Origin of the sequence: Psychrobacter sp. AOP7-B1-25 (genome assembly GCF_052376195.1) — a bacterium.
In the GTDB taxonomy this organism is placed as follows: domain Bacteria; phylum Pseudomonadota; class Gammaproteobacteria; order Pseudomonadales; family Moraxellaceae; genus Psychrobacter.
In genome coordinates, this window is sequence record NZ_JBQSVK010000004.1 from 56,579 (window position 1) to 72,864 (window position 16,286).

At 44.6% G+C, this 16,286-nt stretch carries 14 protein-coding genes; 13 read left to right on the plus strand and 1 reads right to left on the minus strand.

The window, feature by feature from the left end:
- Positions 1–109: 109 nt before the first annotated feature.
- Positions 110–2,161, minus strand: coding sequence for a phenylacetic acid degradation bifunctional protein PaaZ (gene paaZ / locus ACT3QR_RS05555; RefSeq protein WP_444520397.1), 2,052 nt, complete (start codon positions 2,159–2,161; stop codon positions 110–112).
- Between the two features lie 263 nt (positions 2,162–2,424).
- Between paaZ and paaA the strand changes: the two genes are divergently transcribed.
- The 13 genes from paaA to tynA all read left to right on the plus strand — a co-directional run bounded on the left by paaA (position 2,425) and on the right by tynA (position 16,171).
- Positions 2,425–3,363, plus strand: a complete 939-nt coding sequence (gene paaA / locus ACT3QR_RS05560) for a 1,2-phenylacetyl-CoA epoxidase subunit PaaA (RefSeq protein ID WP_298810679.1) — start codon at positions 2,425–2,427, stop codon at positions 3,361–3,363.
- Between the two features lie 23 nt (positions 3,364–3,386).
- Complete coding sequence (gene paaB / locus ACT3QR_RS05565; RefSeq protein ID WP_444520398.1) at positions 3,387–3,677, plus strand: 1,2-phenylacetyl-CoA epoxidase subunit PaaB; 291 nt, start codon at positions 3,387–3,389, stop codon at positions 3,675–3,677.
- A 15-nt stretch (positions 3,678–3,692) separates the two neighbouring features.
- Positions 3,693–4,448 carry a 1,2-phenylacetyl-CoA epoxidase subunit PaaC gene (paaC, locus tag ACT3QR_RS05570; RefSeq protein WP_444520399.1) on the plus strand — a complete coding sequence of 252 codons (756 nt, stop codon included), beginning with the start codon at positions 3,693–3,695 and terminating at the stop codon, positions 4,446–4,448.
- 24 nt (positions 4,449–4,472) lie between these two features.
- Positions 4,473–4,973 carry a 1,2-phenylacetyl-CoA epoxidase subunit PaaD gene (gene paaD / locus ACT3QR_RS05575; protein ID WP_444520400.1) on the plus strand — a complete coding sequence of 167 codons (501 nt, stop codon included), beginning with the start codon at positions 4,473–4,475 and terminating at the stop codon, positions 4,971–4,973.
- Between the two features lie 72 nt (positions 4,974–5,045).
- Entirely contained in the window at positions 5,046–6,104 is a 1,059-nt protein-coding gene (gene paaE / locus ACT3QR_RS05580; protein ID WP_444520401.1) for a 1,2-phenylacetyl-CoA epoxidase subunit PaaE, read from the plus strand.
- Between the two features lie 97 nt (positions 6,105–6,201).
- Positions 6,202–6,972 (plus strand): enoyl-CoA hydratase-related protein, encoded by a 771-nt coding sequence (locus tag ACT3QR_RS05585; protein ID WP_444520402.1) that lies wholly within the window; start codon positions 6,202–6,204, stop codon positions 6,970–6,972.
- Positions 6,972–7,763 carry a 2-(1,2-epoxy-1,2-dihydrophenyl)acetyl-CoA isomerase PaaG gene (gene paaG, locus ACT3QR_RS05590; protein ID WP_444520403.1) on the plus strand — a complete coding sequence of 264 codons (792 nt, stop codon included), beginning with the start codon at positions 6,972–6,974 and terminating at the stop codon, positions 7,761–7,763. The genes ACT3QR_RS05585 and paaG overlap by 1 nt, the downstream gene beginning before the upstream one ends.
- 2 nt (positions 7,764–7,765) lie before the next feature.
- Positions 7,766–9,292: a 3-hydroxyacyl-CoA dehydrogenase gene (locus ACT3QR_RS05595; protein ID WP_444520404.1), complete on the plus strand. Its 1,527-nt coding sequence runs from the start codon at positions 7,766–7,768 to the stop codon at positions 9,290–9,292.
- Between the two features lie 30 nt (positions 9,293–9,322).
- A complete protein-coding gene (pcaF, locus tag ACT3QR_RS05600; protein WP_444520405.1) occupies positions 9,323–10,528 on the plus strand; it encodes a 3-oxoadipyl-CoA thiolase in 1,206 nt (401 codons plus the stop codon).
- 65 nt (positions 10,529–10,593) lie between these two features.
- On the plus strand, positions 10,594–11,895 hold the full coding sequence (paaK, locus tag ACT3QR_RS05605; RefSeq protein WP_444520406.1) for a phenylacetate--CoA ligase PaaK: 1,302 nt from the start codon (positions 10,594–10,596) through the stop codon (positions 11,893–11,895).
- A gap of 68 nt (positions 11,896–11,963) precedes the next feature.
- Positions 11,964–12,899, plus strand: a complete 936-nt coding sequence (locus tag ACT3QR_RS05610) for a PaaX family transcriptional regulator (RefSeq protein ID WP_444520407.1) — start codon at positions 11,964–11,966, stop codon at positions 12,897–12,899.
- Positions 12,900–12,950: 51 nt separating this feature from the next.
- Entirely contained in the window at positions 12,951–13,550 is a 600-nt protein-coding gene (locus tag ACT3QR_RS05615; protein ID WP_444520408.1) for an acyltransferase, read from the plus strand.
- A 278-nt stretch (positions 13,551–13,828) separates the two neighbouring features.
- A complete protein-coding gene (gene tynA, locus ACT3QR_RS05620; protein WP_444520409.1) occupies positions 13,829–16,171 on the plus strand; it encodes a primary-amine oxidase in 2,343 nt (780 codons plus the stop codon).
- The last annotated feature ends 115 nt before the right edge of the window (positions 16,172–16,286 follow it).

Here is a 16,286-nt window from a genome sequence, read left to right on the forward strand (position 1 = left end):
TAATTTAGCCATTCTACAACCTGACGTCAATATGTTTTATTAATAAAGTTTGCTTTAGTTGAAAAAAAAGGAGTCATGACGACTCCTTTTTTGCAGATCCATATAGGTATCAAGCCTTACGCTCAACTAAGGTCAAGATGTCATAAGTTGCGACCAATTCGTTGCGTTGGTTCTTAACTTTGATATCCCATACTACAACGCCATGAGCTTTTTCCGCTGGGTCGCGTTGTGCCTTTGGCGTCTTTTGTTTACAAGTTAATTCAACTTGAATGGTGTCACCAATCTTGACAGGCTCAACGAAGCGTAGGTTTTCCATACCGTAGTTAGCGATAACTGGACCAGCTGGTGCGTCAACAAACAAGCCGGCGGCCGCTGATACGATAAAGTAACCATGGGCGACACGCTCGCCAAAGAACGAATCTGCCGCCGCAATTTTGTCCATATGAGCGTAAAAGTGGTCACCACTCAAGCAGCCAAAGTTAACGATATCTGCCTCAGTCACTGTACGACGTGCGGTCAATAGACGCTCTCCAATACGAAGTTCATCGAATGATTTTTTGAACGGATGGACACGATCTTCAAACACTTGCGCCCCAGCTGTCCAGCTGTGACCGACTTGTGTCAAAGCATTGGGTGAGCCTTGGATGGCAGTACGTTGCATGTAGTGTTTAACGGCTCGCAGACCACCAAGTTCTTCGCCGCCACCGGCACGGCCTGGGCCGCCGTGTACAAGTAATGGGAGAGGTGAACCATGACCCGTACTTTCACGAGCACTTTCGCTATCTAAGATATGTACACGGCCATGCCAAGGGGCAATTTTTTTCAATAAGGCTTCGATGTTTTCGTCTGCATTACGCACGATAGAGGCAACTAAGCTACCTTCACCACGTGCCACCAGTGCACCGAGTTCTTCTAGGTCGCCGTATGGCATTAGGGTGACAACTGGACCAAATGCTTCGATGCGATGAATGTTTTCGGCTTGGACTGGGTTATTACAGACCAACACGGTTGGTGGGTAACAGGCTGATTTTTCTGCGTCGTCTACTTGTAAAGTGAAGTCTTCACGTAAGTGACTACCGAATACTACTTCGGCTTCTTGGCTTAGTTGCTCGACTTTTTCTGTGACGTCAAGTTTTTGCTTCACGCTAGCTAATGTACCCATGGTCACGTCTTCACGGCTTGGGTCACCGACCACGACTTTTTGTAGTTTTTCAACTAGGCGATTTTGCGCTGTTTCTAGCAAGGCTGCAGGAACAAACGCGCGACGAATCGCAGTACATTTTTGACCAGCTTTGATAGTAATTTCGCGGAAAACTTCGCGTACAAACAAATCGATAGTTTCATCGTTGGCAGCTGGGCTTAAAATGGCACTGTTCACCGAATCGGCTTCCATGGTGAAAGGAATTGAATGGGCGTTCAAGTGTGGATGGGCTCGTAGTTTTTGACCCGTTACTGCAGAACCTGTAAAGGTAATGGTGTCTTGGGGATTTAGATGGTCAAACAAGTCATAGGTTTGTCCACATATCAGCTGCAATGAACCCTCTGGCAATAGACCACTTTCATGAATCGCGGCTACCACTGCATGAGTCAGCTCAGCGCCTTCGGTTGCAGGCTTGACGATACAAGGGACACCGGCTAATAGAGTCGGTGCGACTTTTTCTAACATGCCCCAGATAGGGAAGTTAAACGCATCAATATGAATGGCCACGCCCGTTTTCGGGCTCAAGATATGCTGAGCGCCAAACGTACCATTTTTTGATAGAGGAATCCAAACATCTTCAACTAAGGCGGTCTCATCGCTTAGCTCACGGCGCACGAGGCTCGAATATGCAAATAAAGTACCGATGCCCCCTTCAACATCGACCCAGGCATCTTTGCGTGTCGCACCCGTTGCCGTGGCCAACGCATAAAAGTCTTCTTTACGTTGAAGTAGATATTGTGCGACCAGTTTCAGTGCATTAGCGCGTTGGTGGAATGTCCAGTTAGCAAGCGCTGAGCCATATTCTTTGGCGTATTCAACCACTTTTTTGGTATCGATACCAGCGCTACTGACTTGATAAATTGGTTCGCCGGTGACCGCATGATGCACGGTGCGAAAATCGCTTTGTGCAACGTAGGCTTCACCGAGGACGAGTGAGCTTAACGTTTTAATGTCTGACATATAATAACTCCTTTTACGATACATTATAGATAAAAATATAAACTTAACGTGTCATAATCTGTATTCAAATCACCAAAAAGTCAAGCATATTTAATATTATTAATATTTTTTTAAGAATTTACTGCTATAAATATTGTTTTAAAACAATAACTTATGAATAAAATAGCTAAAAAATAAAACGATACATAAAAATAGATGTTGATTTTAAAACAGTATCGCTTTAAATTAGATAACACAAACACTTGTTAAGGACGAGGTATCACATGAACATGCAAGTAGAATTATTTGACAACAAGATTGAAAAGGACATTTCAATTGAGCCAAAAGATTGGATGCCAGATGCTTATCGTAAAACGCTCATTCGCCAGATTGGTCAGCATGCACATTCAGAAGTAGTTGGTATGTTACCTGAGGGTAATTGGATTACACGTGCACCAACACTCAAGCGTAAAGCCGTATTGTTGGCTAAAGTCCAAGATGAAGCAGGTCATGGATTGTATCTATACAGCGCCGCTGAAACCTTAGGCGCAGATCGTGACGATATGATGGACAAACTCGTTGCTGGCCGCATGAAATACTCATCAATATTTAACTACCCAACTCTAACGTGGGCTGACATCGCTGCTATCGGCTGGTTAGTTGACGGCGCCGCTATCGTTAACCAAGTGGCGCTTTGCCGGACGTCATATGGTCCATATGCTCGCGCCATGGTTCGTATCTGTAAAGAAGAAAGCTTCCACCAACGTCAAGGCTTCGAAGCCATGATGGTATTGGCGAATGGTACACCTGAACAAAAAGCCATGGCACAAGATGCAGTCGATCGCTTCTGGTGGCCTGTGCTGATGATGTTCGGTCCAAATGATGATAATTCACCCAACAGTGCTCTTAGCATGGATTGGAAAATCAAACTATTCAGTAACGATGAGTTGCGCCAAAAATTCGTGAATAACACCGTCTCACAGGTGTTACAACTTGGTTTAACCATTCCTGACAAAGATTTAACGTTTAACGAAGAAACCGGCAACTATGAATTCGGTGAAATCAATTGGGACGAACTCTTTGCCGTGATTGCTGGTAAAGGCCCGTGTAACCATGAGCGTATCGAAGCCCGACGTAAAGCTTGGGAAGAGGGCAAATGGGTTCGTGACTCTGCTGCTGTCTATGCACAGAAACAACACGCCAATACTCAAAAAGCCGCTTAATATTTTTTAAAGGAAAATTAGCCATGGAAAGCAAAAACAACTGGTCACTTTACGAAGTTTTTATCCGTAGTAAACAAGGTTTAAGTCATCGTCATGTTGGTAGCTTGCGCGCGCCAGATGATGAAATTGCTCTGCAAAACGCACGTGATGTCTACACCCGTCGTAATGAAGGTGTGAGCATTTGGGTAGTGCAATCAGAGCTGATCACCTCATCGCAACCTGAGGAAAAACCAGAGTTTTTTGAGCCATCACTCGACAAGGTATATCGTCATCCTACCTTCTATCAAATTCCAGATGGTATTGAGCATATTTAAGGTAGGAGACAATCGATGAATAACCAAGCGTTAACACAATTTCTACTTCATGTTGGTGATAGCCAATTGATCCTATCGCACCGCTTGTCTGAATGGTGTGGACATGCCCCTGAGCTTGAGCTTGATATTGCTTTGTCAAATATCGGTTTAGACTTATTGGGCCAGTCACGTACGGTGCTTAGTCTGGCTGGACAAATCGAAGGCTTGGGTCGTGATGAAGACAACTTGGCTTTTTTACGTACCGAACGTGAATATCGCAACCTATTGCTATGTGAACAGCCCAATGTAGATTTTGCCCAAACGATGGTGCGGCAATGGTTGATGGATCATTACCATGTATTGTTACTTGACGCGTTAAGCCAAAGCAGCCACGTAGATATTGCAGCCTTTGGTGTAAAGTCGTTAAAAGAAGCAAAATATCACCTACGTTTCTCACATGCCTGGATGGAACGCTTAAGCCTAGGCACCGATGAGGCACACCACAAAACGCAACAAGCGCTGAACAACCTATGGCGCTTTACTGCTGAATTGTTTGAACTCACCGCTGACGAACAAGCCTTGGTTGATAATGGCGTCTTACCGAAACTTGATCTTCTAAAAGCTGAATGGTTAGCGGAGGTTGAAAGTGGATTGGCACATTTGAACTTAACGTTGCCTGAGATTGGCGCATACCGCCGTGGTGCGAAGCAAGGCGCTCATACCGAACACTTGGGTTATATTTTGGCAGAATTACAGTACATTCAACGTACTTACCCAAATATGAATTGGTAAACATACACGACAGGGAGTCACAGTATGCAGTTAATTCCACAAGTCACAGATGCCTGCTGGAAAGCTCTTAATGAAGTTCATGACCCAGAAGTGCCTGTTTTGACCGTGCTTGACTTAGGCATGATTCGGGGTGTTGATCTCAACGCAGATAACGAAATCGTGGTGCGTTTAACACCAACCTATAGCGGCTGTCCAGCAACCGATATGCTAAAAGATGAGATTACCAACACGTTTACCGAACGTGGGCTGACCCCTGTAAAGGTGGTGGTTGACTTGTCTGAAGCTTGGACGACCGACTGGATGAGCGAGGCAGGTAAGCAAAAGCTGCAAGAATATGGCATTGCACCGCCGCAAGGCGATTCACACAGCTGTGGTACTCACGTGGCGCTAACCGATGGTGTGACCTGTCCCCATTGTCGCAGTCAAAAAACCCAACTGATTAGCGAATTTGGTTCAACTGCGTGCAAGGCGCTGTATAAGTGCCTCGACTGCCTTGAACCGTTTGATTATTTTAAATGTATCTAAGATAGGGGTAGTCGCGAGATCGCACGTGACAGTCAGCTCACTAACTAAGCAAAATGAAAGAAGGATTTTCGCATGAGTCAATTTTTGCCACTAACTATCAAGTCTATCCAGCCACAAACTGAGCAAGCGATTTGCATTGCATTTGACCTTGCTTCGGAAGACGCGGCAACCTTTAAGTACCAACCAGGTCAACATTTGACCATCCGTCACATGACAGACAATGGCGAAATCCGTCGTTGCTACTCAATCTGTAGTGATGTGCAAGAAGACATGAGCATTGCCATCAAGAAGATTGATCAAGGACAATTTTCTACTTGGGCAAACGAACACCTAGAAGTAGGCCATACTCTAGAAGTTATGCCACCCCAAGGAGTTTTCTTTCAAAAAGCCGCTAAAGCTGGTGGTCAAAACTATCTAAGCTTTGCTGCTGGTAGTGGTATTACCCCAATTTTATCTATCGTCAAAACGGTGTTAAGCACCCAACCAGATGCCAATTTTACCTTGGTATACGGCAATCGGTCATGGAAACAAACCATGTTTTCTGAGCAAATCATGGATCTTAAAGACCGTTTTAAAACGCGCCTACAGCTGGTCAATATTTTCTCACGTGAGATGAGTGACAGCGAGATTTTTAATGGCCGTATCGATGCGAACAAATTACAACAGTTGTTTGACGCCCAACTTATCAGTGCTGATGTCGACCACTGTTTTGCCTGTGGCCCAGAAGAGATGATGGAAGCCATTGAGACCGTATTGCCAAACCTTGGTATCGATCGCAACAACATCCATACCGAACGTTTCCATACGGGGACTGTCAATAAACCAACTGCTCAGCAAATCGAAAAACGTAGCGAAGAACGCGTCAATATCATTTTGGACGGACGTGAACTGATCGTTGAAGTGTCAAAACAAGATGACAGCATCTTAGATGCGGCATTACGTGCGGGTGCTGACTTACCCTATGCCTGTAAAGGCGGTGTGTGTGCCACTTGCAAATGTAAGGTGATCGAAGGTGAGGTCGAAATGGCCGTTAACTATAGCCTTGAGCAAGAAGAGTTAGATAAAGGCTACGTACTCAGCTGCCAAGCATTACCTGTATCAGCCAACATAAGATTGAGCTTTGACGCGTAATAGTTAGACGTTAGTAACCTAGCTATTTATCGTTTTTATATTCAAAGTAGGGTTTAGCAAAAACTCCTTATTTCATTGTTTTTATTAGGATTCAGGGATGAATTACATTGAAACCTCCAGCCCAAAAGAAGGCGTTGCATTGATTGAGCTTAATCGCCCAGAAAAACGCAACGCCTTAAATAACGCTACTTTGCAAGAAGTCGTTGAACAGCTTCAAGCCTATGACGCTGACACCGATGTAAAAGCGGTCGTTATTACTGGCAACACCCAATGCTTCGCTGCGGGTGCAGATCTTAATGAACTTATTCAACTCGATACCGTTAGCTTACAAACCGATATTCGTCCAACCTTATGGAAGCGAATCGATGAATTTAGCAAGCCGCTATTAATCGCGGTCAATGGTTATGCACTCGGTGCCGGCTTTGAGCTGGTATTGCATGGTGACATCGTGGTTACGGGCGAAAATGCCCAATTTGCGCTACCTGAAATTGGCTTGGGTATGCTACCAGGGGCAGGGGGGACACAGCGCCTCGCACGCTTAGTTGGTCAGCAGCTTGCTATGCGTTGGGCGATGACAGGTGAGAGGATTAATGCATTAAGCGCGCAACAACATGGAATTACCACCCAAATCTGCCCAACCGAGTTGACCGTACAATACACCATTGATTTGGCTGCCAAAATCGCCAAACAAGCCCCTTTGGCCATTCGCGCTATCAAACAGTCACTTAAAACCATCCACGACGTGAACTTAAGCCAAGGCCTCAAGCAAGAACGTCAGCTATTTGTTTGGCTTGCTGCCACCCAAGATCGCCAAGAAGGCATCCGTGCATTTTTAGAAAAACGTCAACCAATTTTTAGAGGTATGTAATGGACTATCAAACGATTATCGTCGAAGAAAAAAATGCTGTCGGCTATCTTACCTTAAACCGCCCAAAACAGCTTAATAGCTTTAATGAAGTCATGCACAAAGAAGTGTCCAGCGTGCTAAAAGCATGGTCAAAAGACAGCACCATTCGCGCTGTAGTGTTCTCTGCTGAAGGTCGTGGTTTTTGCGCAGGTCAAGATTTAGGCGATCGCGCAGTTGCCCCGAATGCTGATGCGCCAGATTTAGGCCTATCTATCGAGACTTATTACAATCCACTGATTAAGCTGATTACTGATATGCCAAAGCCTGTGATCTGTGCGGTAAATGGCGTGGCTGCTGGTGCCGGTGCGAATATCGCTTTGGCGTGTGACTTGGTATTGGCAGACAAATCAGCCTCATTTATCCAAGTGTTTTGCCGTCTTGGGCTTGTACCAGATTCAGGCGGTACATGGTTCTTACCACGCGTTGTCGGACGCGCTCGTGCGATGGGCTTAGCCATGCTAGGCGATAAGCTATCTGCTGAACAAGCGATGGCGTGGGGCATGATTTGGCAAGTGGTCGAAGATGGAGCGCTACGTAGCGAAGCCAGTAAATTGGCCGAAAACTTGGCCAGCCAACCGACCTACGGCCTAAGTCTCATTAAAAAAGCCATCAATGTCTCCGCGGACAATAGCCTAGAAGATCAGCTAATCTTAGAGCGAGACTTGCAGCGACTTGCTGGTCGCTCAGCTGACTATAAAGAAGGTGTCCAAGCTTTTATGCAAAAACGCACCCCAATTTATCAAGGACGTTAATCATGGAAACGATGGATTTATCAAAAGCAGCCATTGCCGTTATTGGGGCAGGCACGATGGGGATTGGCATTGCACAGTTGGCCGCTATGCACGGTCACACGACCTATCTCTTTGACCTAGATGTTGCCAAAAGTCAAGCCGCCTTAGCGGGACTAGAAAGCCAACTTGCCAAACGAGTCCAAAAAGGCAAGATGTCTCAAGTGCTACTTGATAGCACCCTAGAGAACTTATCTATTGTTACAGATATTAATGAGATGGCAGCGGTGCAGTTAATTGTTGAGGCGATTGTTGAGCGTCAAGACATTAAACAGCAGCTTTTTGTCCAATTGGCTGATATTTGTGCTAATGATACAATTTTTGCATCAAACACGTCGTCAATATCGATTACAGCGATTGCCTCAGCAGTATCAAACCCTGAGCGTGTAGTAGGCTTACACTTCTTTAATCCAGCCCCAGTGATGAAACTTGTTGAGATTGTTCGCGGTTTACAAACAGCGACTGAGATTACAGATGGCCTGTTTGACTTGATGAGTGCTTGGAAAAAGGTACCGGTAATCGTCAAGTCTACCCCAGGCTTTATCGTCAACCGTGTGGCGCGTCCATACTACGCTGAAGGCTTTCGCGCACTGCAAGAAAACGCGACCACACCTGCGCAGCTTGACTTTATCATGCGTGAATCAGGTCGTTTTGCCATGGGGCCATGCGAGCTAACAGACTTAATTGGCCAAGATATTAACTTCTCGGTGACCCAAAGCGTCTACCAGGCTTTCTTCTATGAGCCATGTTACCGCCCATCGTTGGTACAAAAAGAATTGGTCGATGCCGGGTGCTTTGGCCGTAAATCTGGCCAAGGGTTTTATGACTATAGCCAAACGCCAGCAATCCCTGCCTATACGTTACCCACCGTTGAAGCAACCGATGCCGCGCTGCCTAACATTATCGTACGCGGTGATTGGCTTTATGCCAAAGGGTTGGTTGAACGCTTACAAGTTGCTGATAGCCTCACAGTGACTCTTGAAGATGCAGACCAGAACAGTATCGGAATTGGTGATGTTAGCATCCGTTTATCACTGGGTGAATCCGTGGAGATTGACCATGGTGATGCCAAAGTCATGCTGATGGACTGGCACGCGGACTGGTCACAAGCCCGCGCTGTTGTATTGGCTGCCTCGATGGCCTGTAATAATGATGAGCGTGAGCTGGTAACGCAAGCCTTTGCCCGACTTGACGTGCATGTTATTTGGACTGCCGACCATCCTGGTTTATATGTTTTACGCACCATTGCTATGCTCATCAATGAAGGCTGTGAAGCAGTGTTACATAACATCGCTTCTGAAGCAGACATCGATGCGGCCATGAAGTATGGCGTAAATTACCCCAAAGGTCCGTTTGAATGGGCACAAATGCTTGGCTACGACACCGTGCTTAAGACGCTAAATAACTTACAACGTATTTATGGTGAAGAACGTTATCGTGCCAGCCTGTATTTGGTAAAAAAAGCCGTCACCTGTCACACGGCAAGCGCTTAAACTCATTGATTTATTGTAAGGGAAACTATAATGCAACAAGTGTATATTTATGACGCTATTCGCACCCCAATCGGGCGCTATGCCGGTGGCTTAAGTAGTGTTCGTACGGATGATTTGGCAGCTTTGCCTATTCAACATCTAAAAGATCAAAACCCAAACTTGCCATGGGATAAAGTTGATGAAGTAATCATTGGCTGTGCTAACCAAGCCGGCGAAGACAACCGTAATGTAGCGCGTATGGCAACTTTACTTGCAGGCTTGCCTGATAAGGTACCTGCTATCACTGTTAATCGTCTCTGTGCTTCTGGTATGGACTCGATTGGCATCGCCTCACGTTTGGTAAAAACGGGTGAGGCCGAGTTTGTATTGGCTGGTGGTGTCGAGAGCATGAGCCGCGCACCCTATGTCCAATCGAAACCGACCAGTGCCTTTCACCGCGCACCAGAAATTTTTGACACCTCCATCGGTTGGCGCTTCATTAACCCATTAATGAAAGCCGCGTATGGTGTTGATAGTATGCCAGAAACTGCCGAAAACGTGGCTGAGAAATATCAAATCAGCCGCGAAGACCAAGACCTATTCGCGCTACGTAGCCAACAGAAAACTGCCGCTGCCCAACAGGCAGGTCTCTTTAACGAAGAGATCTTACCAGTTGAAGTTAAAACGAAAAAAGGCAGCGTGATTGTTGACCAAGACGAACACCCACGTGCGGATTCTGGCTTAGAAGCCCTTACTAGCCTCAAAACCCCATTTCGTAAGGAGGGCGGTTCAGTGACTGCGGGTAACGCATCAGGTGTCAATGATGGTGCTGCTTGTGTACTAATGGGTAGCGAACGCTTTGGTCAAGCACACAATCTAACGCCGCAAGCGCGTATTATTGGTATGGCGAGTGCTGGTGTCGAGCCGCGCTATATGGGTATTGGCCCTGTGCCTGCAGTACTAAAAGTGCTTGAGCAAACCGGATTAACATTAAGCCAGATGGATGTTATCGAGCTTAACGAAGCATTCGCCGCGCAATCCCTTGCCGTAATTCGTGAACTGGGTCTTACCGATAATGACACACGTATCAATCCAAATGGTGGGGCTATTGCACTAGGTCATCCTCTAGGAATGAGTGGTACACGTTTGGTCATCACCGCAATGAAAGAATTAAAACGTCGTAACGGTAAGTATGCGTTATGCACCATGTGTGTGGGTGTGGGTCAAGGCGTGGCAATGGTGGTAGAAAACGTCTAATCACGTCTTTAACAGAGTTTTTTAATTGGAAATGTAGTCAGGATGACTACGAAAAGGAGTTTTACATGAATCATAATGTTATGGAACACATCGAAACCGCGTCAGTAGACGAATTACGTAGCGTACAGTTGAAACGTTTGAAAGAAACACTCAAAAACGCATACGAAAATAACCCTGTTTATAAGAAGAAATTTGACAAAGTCGGTGTTCACCCAGAAGACTGCCAATCATTAGAAGATTTAGCTAAATTTCCATTCACCACCAAATCAGACTTGCGCGACAATTACCCGTTCGGTATGTTTAGCGTCCCACGTGAACAAATCGTCCGTGTTCATGCATCATCAGGTACTACTGGCCAACCTACCGTTGTCGGTTATACCAAACAAGATATCGTGACTTGGTCGGATGTCGTAGCACGCTCACTGCGTGCGGCTGGCCTGACTAGCAAAGATACCATTCAAGTATCCTACGGTTATGGCCTATTCACTGGTGGCTTGGGTGCGCACTATGGTGTTGAACGATTAGGTGCAACGGTTATCCCAATGTCAGGTGGCCAAACTGACCGTCAAGCCCAGCTAATCCAAGACTTTAAACCAACCGCATTGATGGTCACCCCTTCTTACTGCTTGAATATTATTGAAGCATTGGAGCAAAAATTTGGTACTGCCAAAGATTGTTCTATCAAAACCGGTATCTTCGGGGCTGAACCGTGGACTAACGCCATGCGCCAAGAAATCGAAACGCGTTTAGGTATCGATGCGTTAGATATATACGGCCTGTCAGAAGTCATGGGCCCAGGTGTCGCCATGGAGTGCTTAGAATCTAAAGATGGCGCAACCATTTGGGAAGACCATTTTTACCCAGAAATTATTAACCCTCAGACCGGAGAAGTACTACCAGACGGCGAGCTTGGCGAATTGGTGTTTACCACTATTACTAAGGAGGGTATGCCCATCATTCGTTACCGTACCCGAGATCTGACCCGCTTATTACCAGGTTCTGTACGTACTATGCGTCGTATGGAAAAAATTGTTGGCCGTAGTGATGATATGATGATCATTCGTGGCGTTAATGTCTTTCCGTCGCAGATCGAAGAACAGATTTTACAAATACCAAAATTACTGCCAAACTATCAGATCCATATCCTCAAGCACGGTCACTTAGACACCCTATGTATCCATGTTGAGTCACGTAGTGATGCCAATGATATCGAAGTGATGCAGTTTGCAAATACACTTAAACAAAAGATAAAAACCATGGTGGGTATCAGCGTTCATGTAGAAGTCTCACCACAAGGTATGTTACCTCGTTCTGAGGGTAAAGCTCAACGTGTTATTGACCTACGCAATACTGCTGTACCTGCCTAATGTAATTTAACCCCGCGCGATAGTCCCTTGGGTATTATCGCGGGTCTTTTAGACGATGAATAAATGATATGAATGCTAAATTAAAACAATGTATTGATGAGCTTACCAGTGAAGACGTATTAAGTGGCACCTCGTTAATTATGTCAATCTTTGGTGATTGTATCTTTCAACGAGGAGGGGTCATTAGTTTAGCCAGTCTGATTCAACTCATGGATGTGTTCGGTTTCAACGAACGCTCGGTGCGTACAGCGGTATTTCGCTTGGTGCAAAATGACTGGTTAAGCTCAGAAAAAATCGGACGTACCAGTTACTACCGCATTACTGAAGTCAGCCGTGAGCGCTTTGCTGCCGCCCATGAAAAAATTTATGGTTTACATCAGGGTGAGTGGGATCAAAAATGGGATTTGGTGTTATTAAGCTCGGTTGACCTTGGAAACAAAACCCTCCTCAAAAAAGAATTGGAGTGGTTAGGGTTTGCCAATGTTACCACCAATCTCATGGCCTATCCTAGCTGTGATGAGTTGCAGCTGCAAAACTTACTATTTAATCTCAATATGACTGAACAAGTGGTGGTGTTTCGTGCCGAAGCCTTGCACTTATGGCAAGAGTCATATCCAACACTCAAGCGTATGGTTGAGGTGAACTGGCCTATCGAGCAGCTGCATCAACGCTATGATAAATTTATTAACGACTTTCGTAATGTTTTGAGCCTCATCGAAGATGGTGAGTTCAATGAACTACAAGCGTTTCAAATTCGTATTCTACTGATTCACCAGTACCGACGTATCTTATTAAAAGATCCGAATTTACCTCTAGAACTACTGCCATCGGATTGGCTAGCAATGACCGCGCGTAATTTAACCAGCAATATATACCAAGTGCTTGTTAGCTCATCTGAAGATTTTTTTCTTAACATTGCCCGCACAGCTGAGGGTACCATGCCACCAGCACGGCCACAGTTTTATAAACGCTTCGGCGGGTTAAAGTTTGCTGAAGACGCTTAGGCGAATGATGACTTTAAACCTTGTTTGACATTTATTGATAAGGAAACGACTATGCCTTGCTATGCCATTGACGGGGTAATACCGGTTATTAGCCCAGCTGCTTATGTTCATCCAACTGCCGTGATCATTGGCGATGTTATGATTGAAGCAGGTGTGTATATCGGCCCGTTCGCTTCATTACGTGCTGATTTCGGCGGCATTCGTATCAAAAAAAATGCCAATATCCAAGATAATTGCATTATACATGGCTTTCCCAACCACGTAGTAGTGGTTGAAGAATATGGACATATTGGACATGCAGCCATTCTGCACGGCTGTATTGTGAGAAAGAATGCACTAGTCGGAATGAATAGTGTCATTTTAGATTTAGCAGAAGTAGGTGAAAATAGCATTATTGGTGCTAATAGTACCGTCAAAGCGAAGATGGTCATTCCGCCAAATGTCATGGCATTAGGCAGCCCTACAAAAGTGATAAGAGAACTTGAAGAAAAAGAGTTGGCTTGGAAAGCGCATGGTACTCAGCAATATATAGAGCTTACCAAACGTTGTTTGCACTCTTTAAAGGAAGTTAAGCCTTTGACCATGGATACAGACGAGCGGCTAACACATAAGCAATTTAATGCTCAACATCATATCAAATCAGAACTTTAATAACAAAGGCCATCAATAATCCTAGTTTATAAGTCTAATAATGAACGGATTGAGGCCATTAATGCTATGCGTATTTCTTATGATGTTTTGATCGAAAATTTTCTACCAATATTACATGAGTTTGCCGATAACATTCAAGACTGCTATATCTAATTTGCATGTTGTCATTTTTATGAACTTTTGACTTAATTTTTAGGTTGTTAGCTCCTTAAGTTTAAAGTAACAATGAACACCGAAAACACAATCTCTTTCTACCATCAATGACAAGGACGTTATTTATGATACGTTATAAACTCAGACGCAAGCACCAGGAAGATGTTACTGCCAACAGTCGCATCAAATCTCATCACAACATCACATTCAAGTCTACTTTAACGGCGCTAGTCGCCAGCTTAGCTTTTATTTATAGTGGTCAGGCACTGGCACATGGTGGAGAAGTGCACATGGTTCCGATTGAGGACGCAATGTCCACAGCGGGTGCAGAGGTCACCTATGACAGTTATGCTGATGTGTATACCATCATCAAGAACTCTACACGAGTACAAATAAAACCCAGTAGCTCCACTGCTATGGTTAATGGGAAATCCCTAAAAATCACCAACCCGTTGGTCATGAAAAATGGTCAAGCTTTAGTACCCGACACATTGGCCAATGAAATACTGCAATCAAATTTAGATCAAACCTTTAAAGTAGAGAGCACACCGCATCCACTCAATACTTTGAGCAGTAAAGAAATCAACCAAGCGACCGCTATTATTCGTAAAGCAAAACCAAAAGAAACCAACCTAAGGTTTGCTGATATTCGTCTAAAGCAACCTGACAAAGATGCCGTGTGGCGTAACGTAATTGATAAAAACCCTTATGTTGGCGATCGTGTAGTCACCTTTACAATTCTAAAGGGGAATACGGTCATTGAAGGTGAGGTGGATTTAAACACAAAATCACTTACCGGCTGGAAAACGCTCGAAAATACGTTCGGCATGGTATTAGTCGATGATTTTATGGCAATCCAAGACATTATTCAAACTAGCCCAGAGTACAAAAACGCTTTGAAAAAACGGGGCGTTGATGATGTGACAAAAGTGGTTGGAACACCGTTGACGGTCGGCTATTTTGGGGGAGAAGATGGTCTTTTAGACAAGCAACAAAGAATTCTAAAAATTGTTTCTTATCTAGATGTTGGGGATGGCAACTATTGGGCACATCCTATCGAAAATTTGGTAGCAGTAGTTGATTTAGATAAGAACAAAATTGTTAAAATCGAAGAAGGCGGTGTTATTCCGGTGCCTATGACTCCGCGCCCAATCGATGGTCGCGATAAAAAGGTTGTGACCAATAAACCATTGAATATTATTGAACCAGAAGGGAAAAACTATACCATCACTGGTCGAAACATTGAATGGAACAATTGGAAATTCCATATTGGTCTAGACAGTCGTACAGGTTTGCAGCTCAGCACTGTTACCTTTAATGACAAAGGCGTAGACCGTAAAATCATGTATCAAGGCAACTTAGGCGGCATGGTTGTCCCTTATGGTGACCCTGATATGGGGTGGTACTTTAAATCTTATTTGGATTCTGGCGAATATGGTATGGGCACCTTAACCTCTCCGCTAGAGAGAAACGTTGACGCACCAGAAAATGCGGTACTCCTAGATGCTGAGCTTGCAGATTACGAAGGCAATCCTTATACCATTCCGAATGCCATCGCCGTGTTTGAACGTTACGCAGGCCCTGAGTTTAAACACCAGGAAATGGGGCAAAAAAATGTCAGTACTGAGCGTCGTGAGTTGGTCGTGCGCTGGATTAGCACAATCGGTAACTATGATTATATTTTTGACTGGGTATTTCAGCCAAACGGTACCATTGGTATCAATGCTGGCGCTACTGGTATCGAAGCGGTCAAAGGTGTTATTGCAAAAACCATGCATGATCCAAGTGCTAAAGAAGACACACGTTATGGCACACTGATAGACCATAACATCGTTGGCACCACGCATCAGCATATCTACAATTTCCGCTTGGATATGGATGTTGATGGCGAGACCAATAACATCAAACGTATAGAGCCAGTAGTTGTACCTAATGTGCGAGGTGGGCCACGTACTAGTGCAATGGAGACTCGTGAGACGACAGTATTGACAGAAACTAAGGCGAAAGAAAATTTTGACCCTACTACTGTACGTTTAATTGGCAATGCCAGTAAAGAGAATCGTATGGGTAATCCGGTGTCTTATCAGATGATCCCATTTGCAGGTGCCACGCACCCCATTGCGAAAGGTGCTAACTTTGCAGATGATGAGTGGTTATTTAAACGTCTTAACTTTATGGATAAGCAAATTTGGGTAACGAAATATAATACGAATGAGTTATATCCAGAAGGTACGTATCCTAATCGTTCGGACAAAGATACAGGACTAGGCGCATTTGTTGCAGATGACGAAAATATTCATAATAAAGATTTGGTGGTGTGGCTAACCACGGGTACTACTCATATAGCCCGCGCTGAAGAATGGCCTATTATGCCGACAGAATGGGTGAATATTCTGCTTAAACCGTGGAATTTCTTTGATGAAACCCCTTCGTTAAATCTTAATCAAAGTAAAGATGAGAGCAAATAAATATTTTGGAATAGTAGTCCATGAGTGCAGCAATACCATTGCTGCACTCATGCTAATTATTTATAAGCACAGACATCCTCAGTAAATAATTTGACTCTATAGCCTAGTTTAAGTG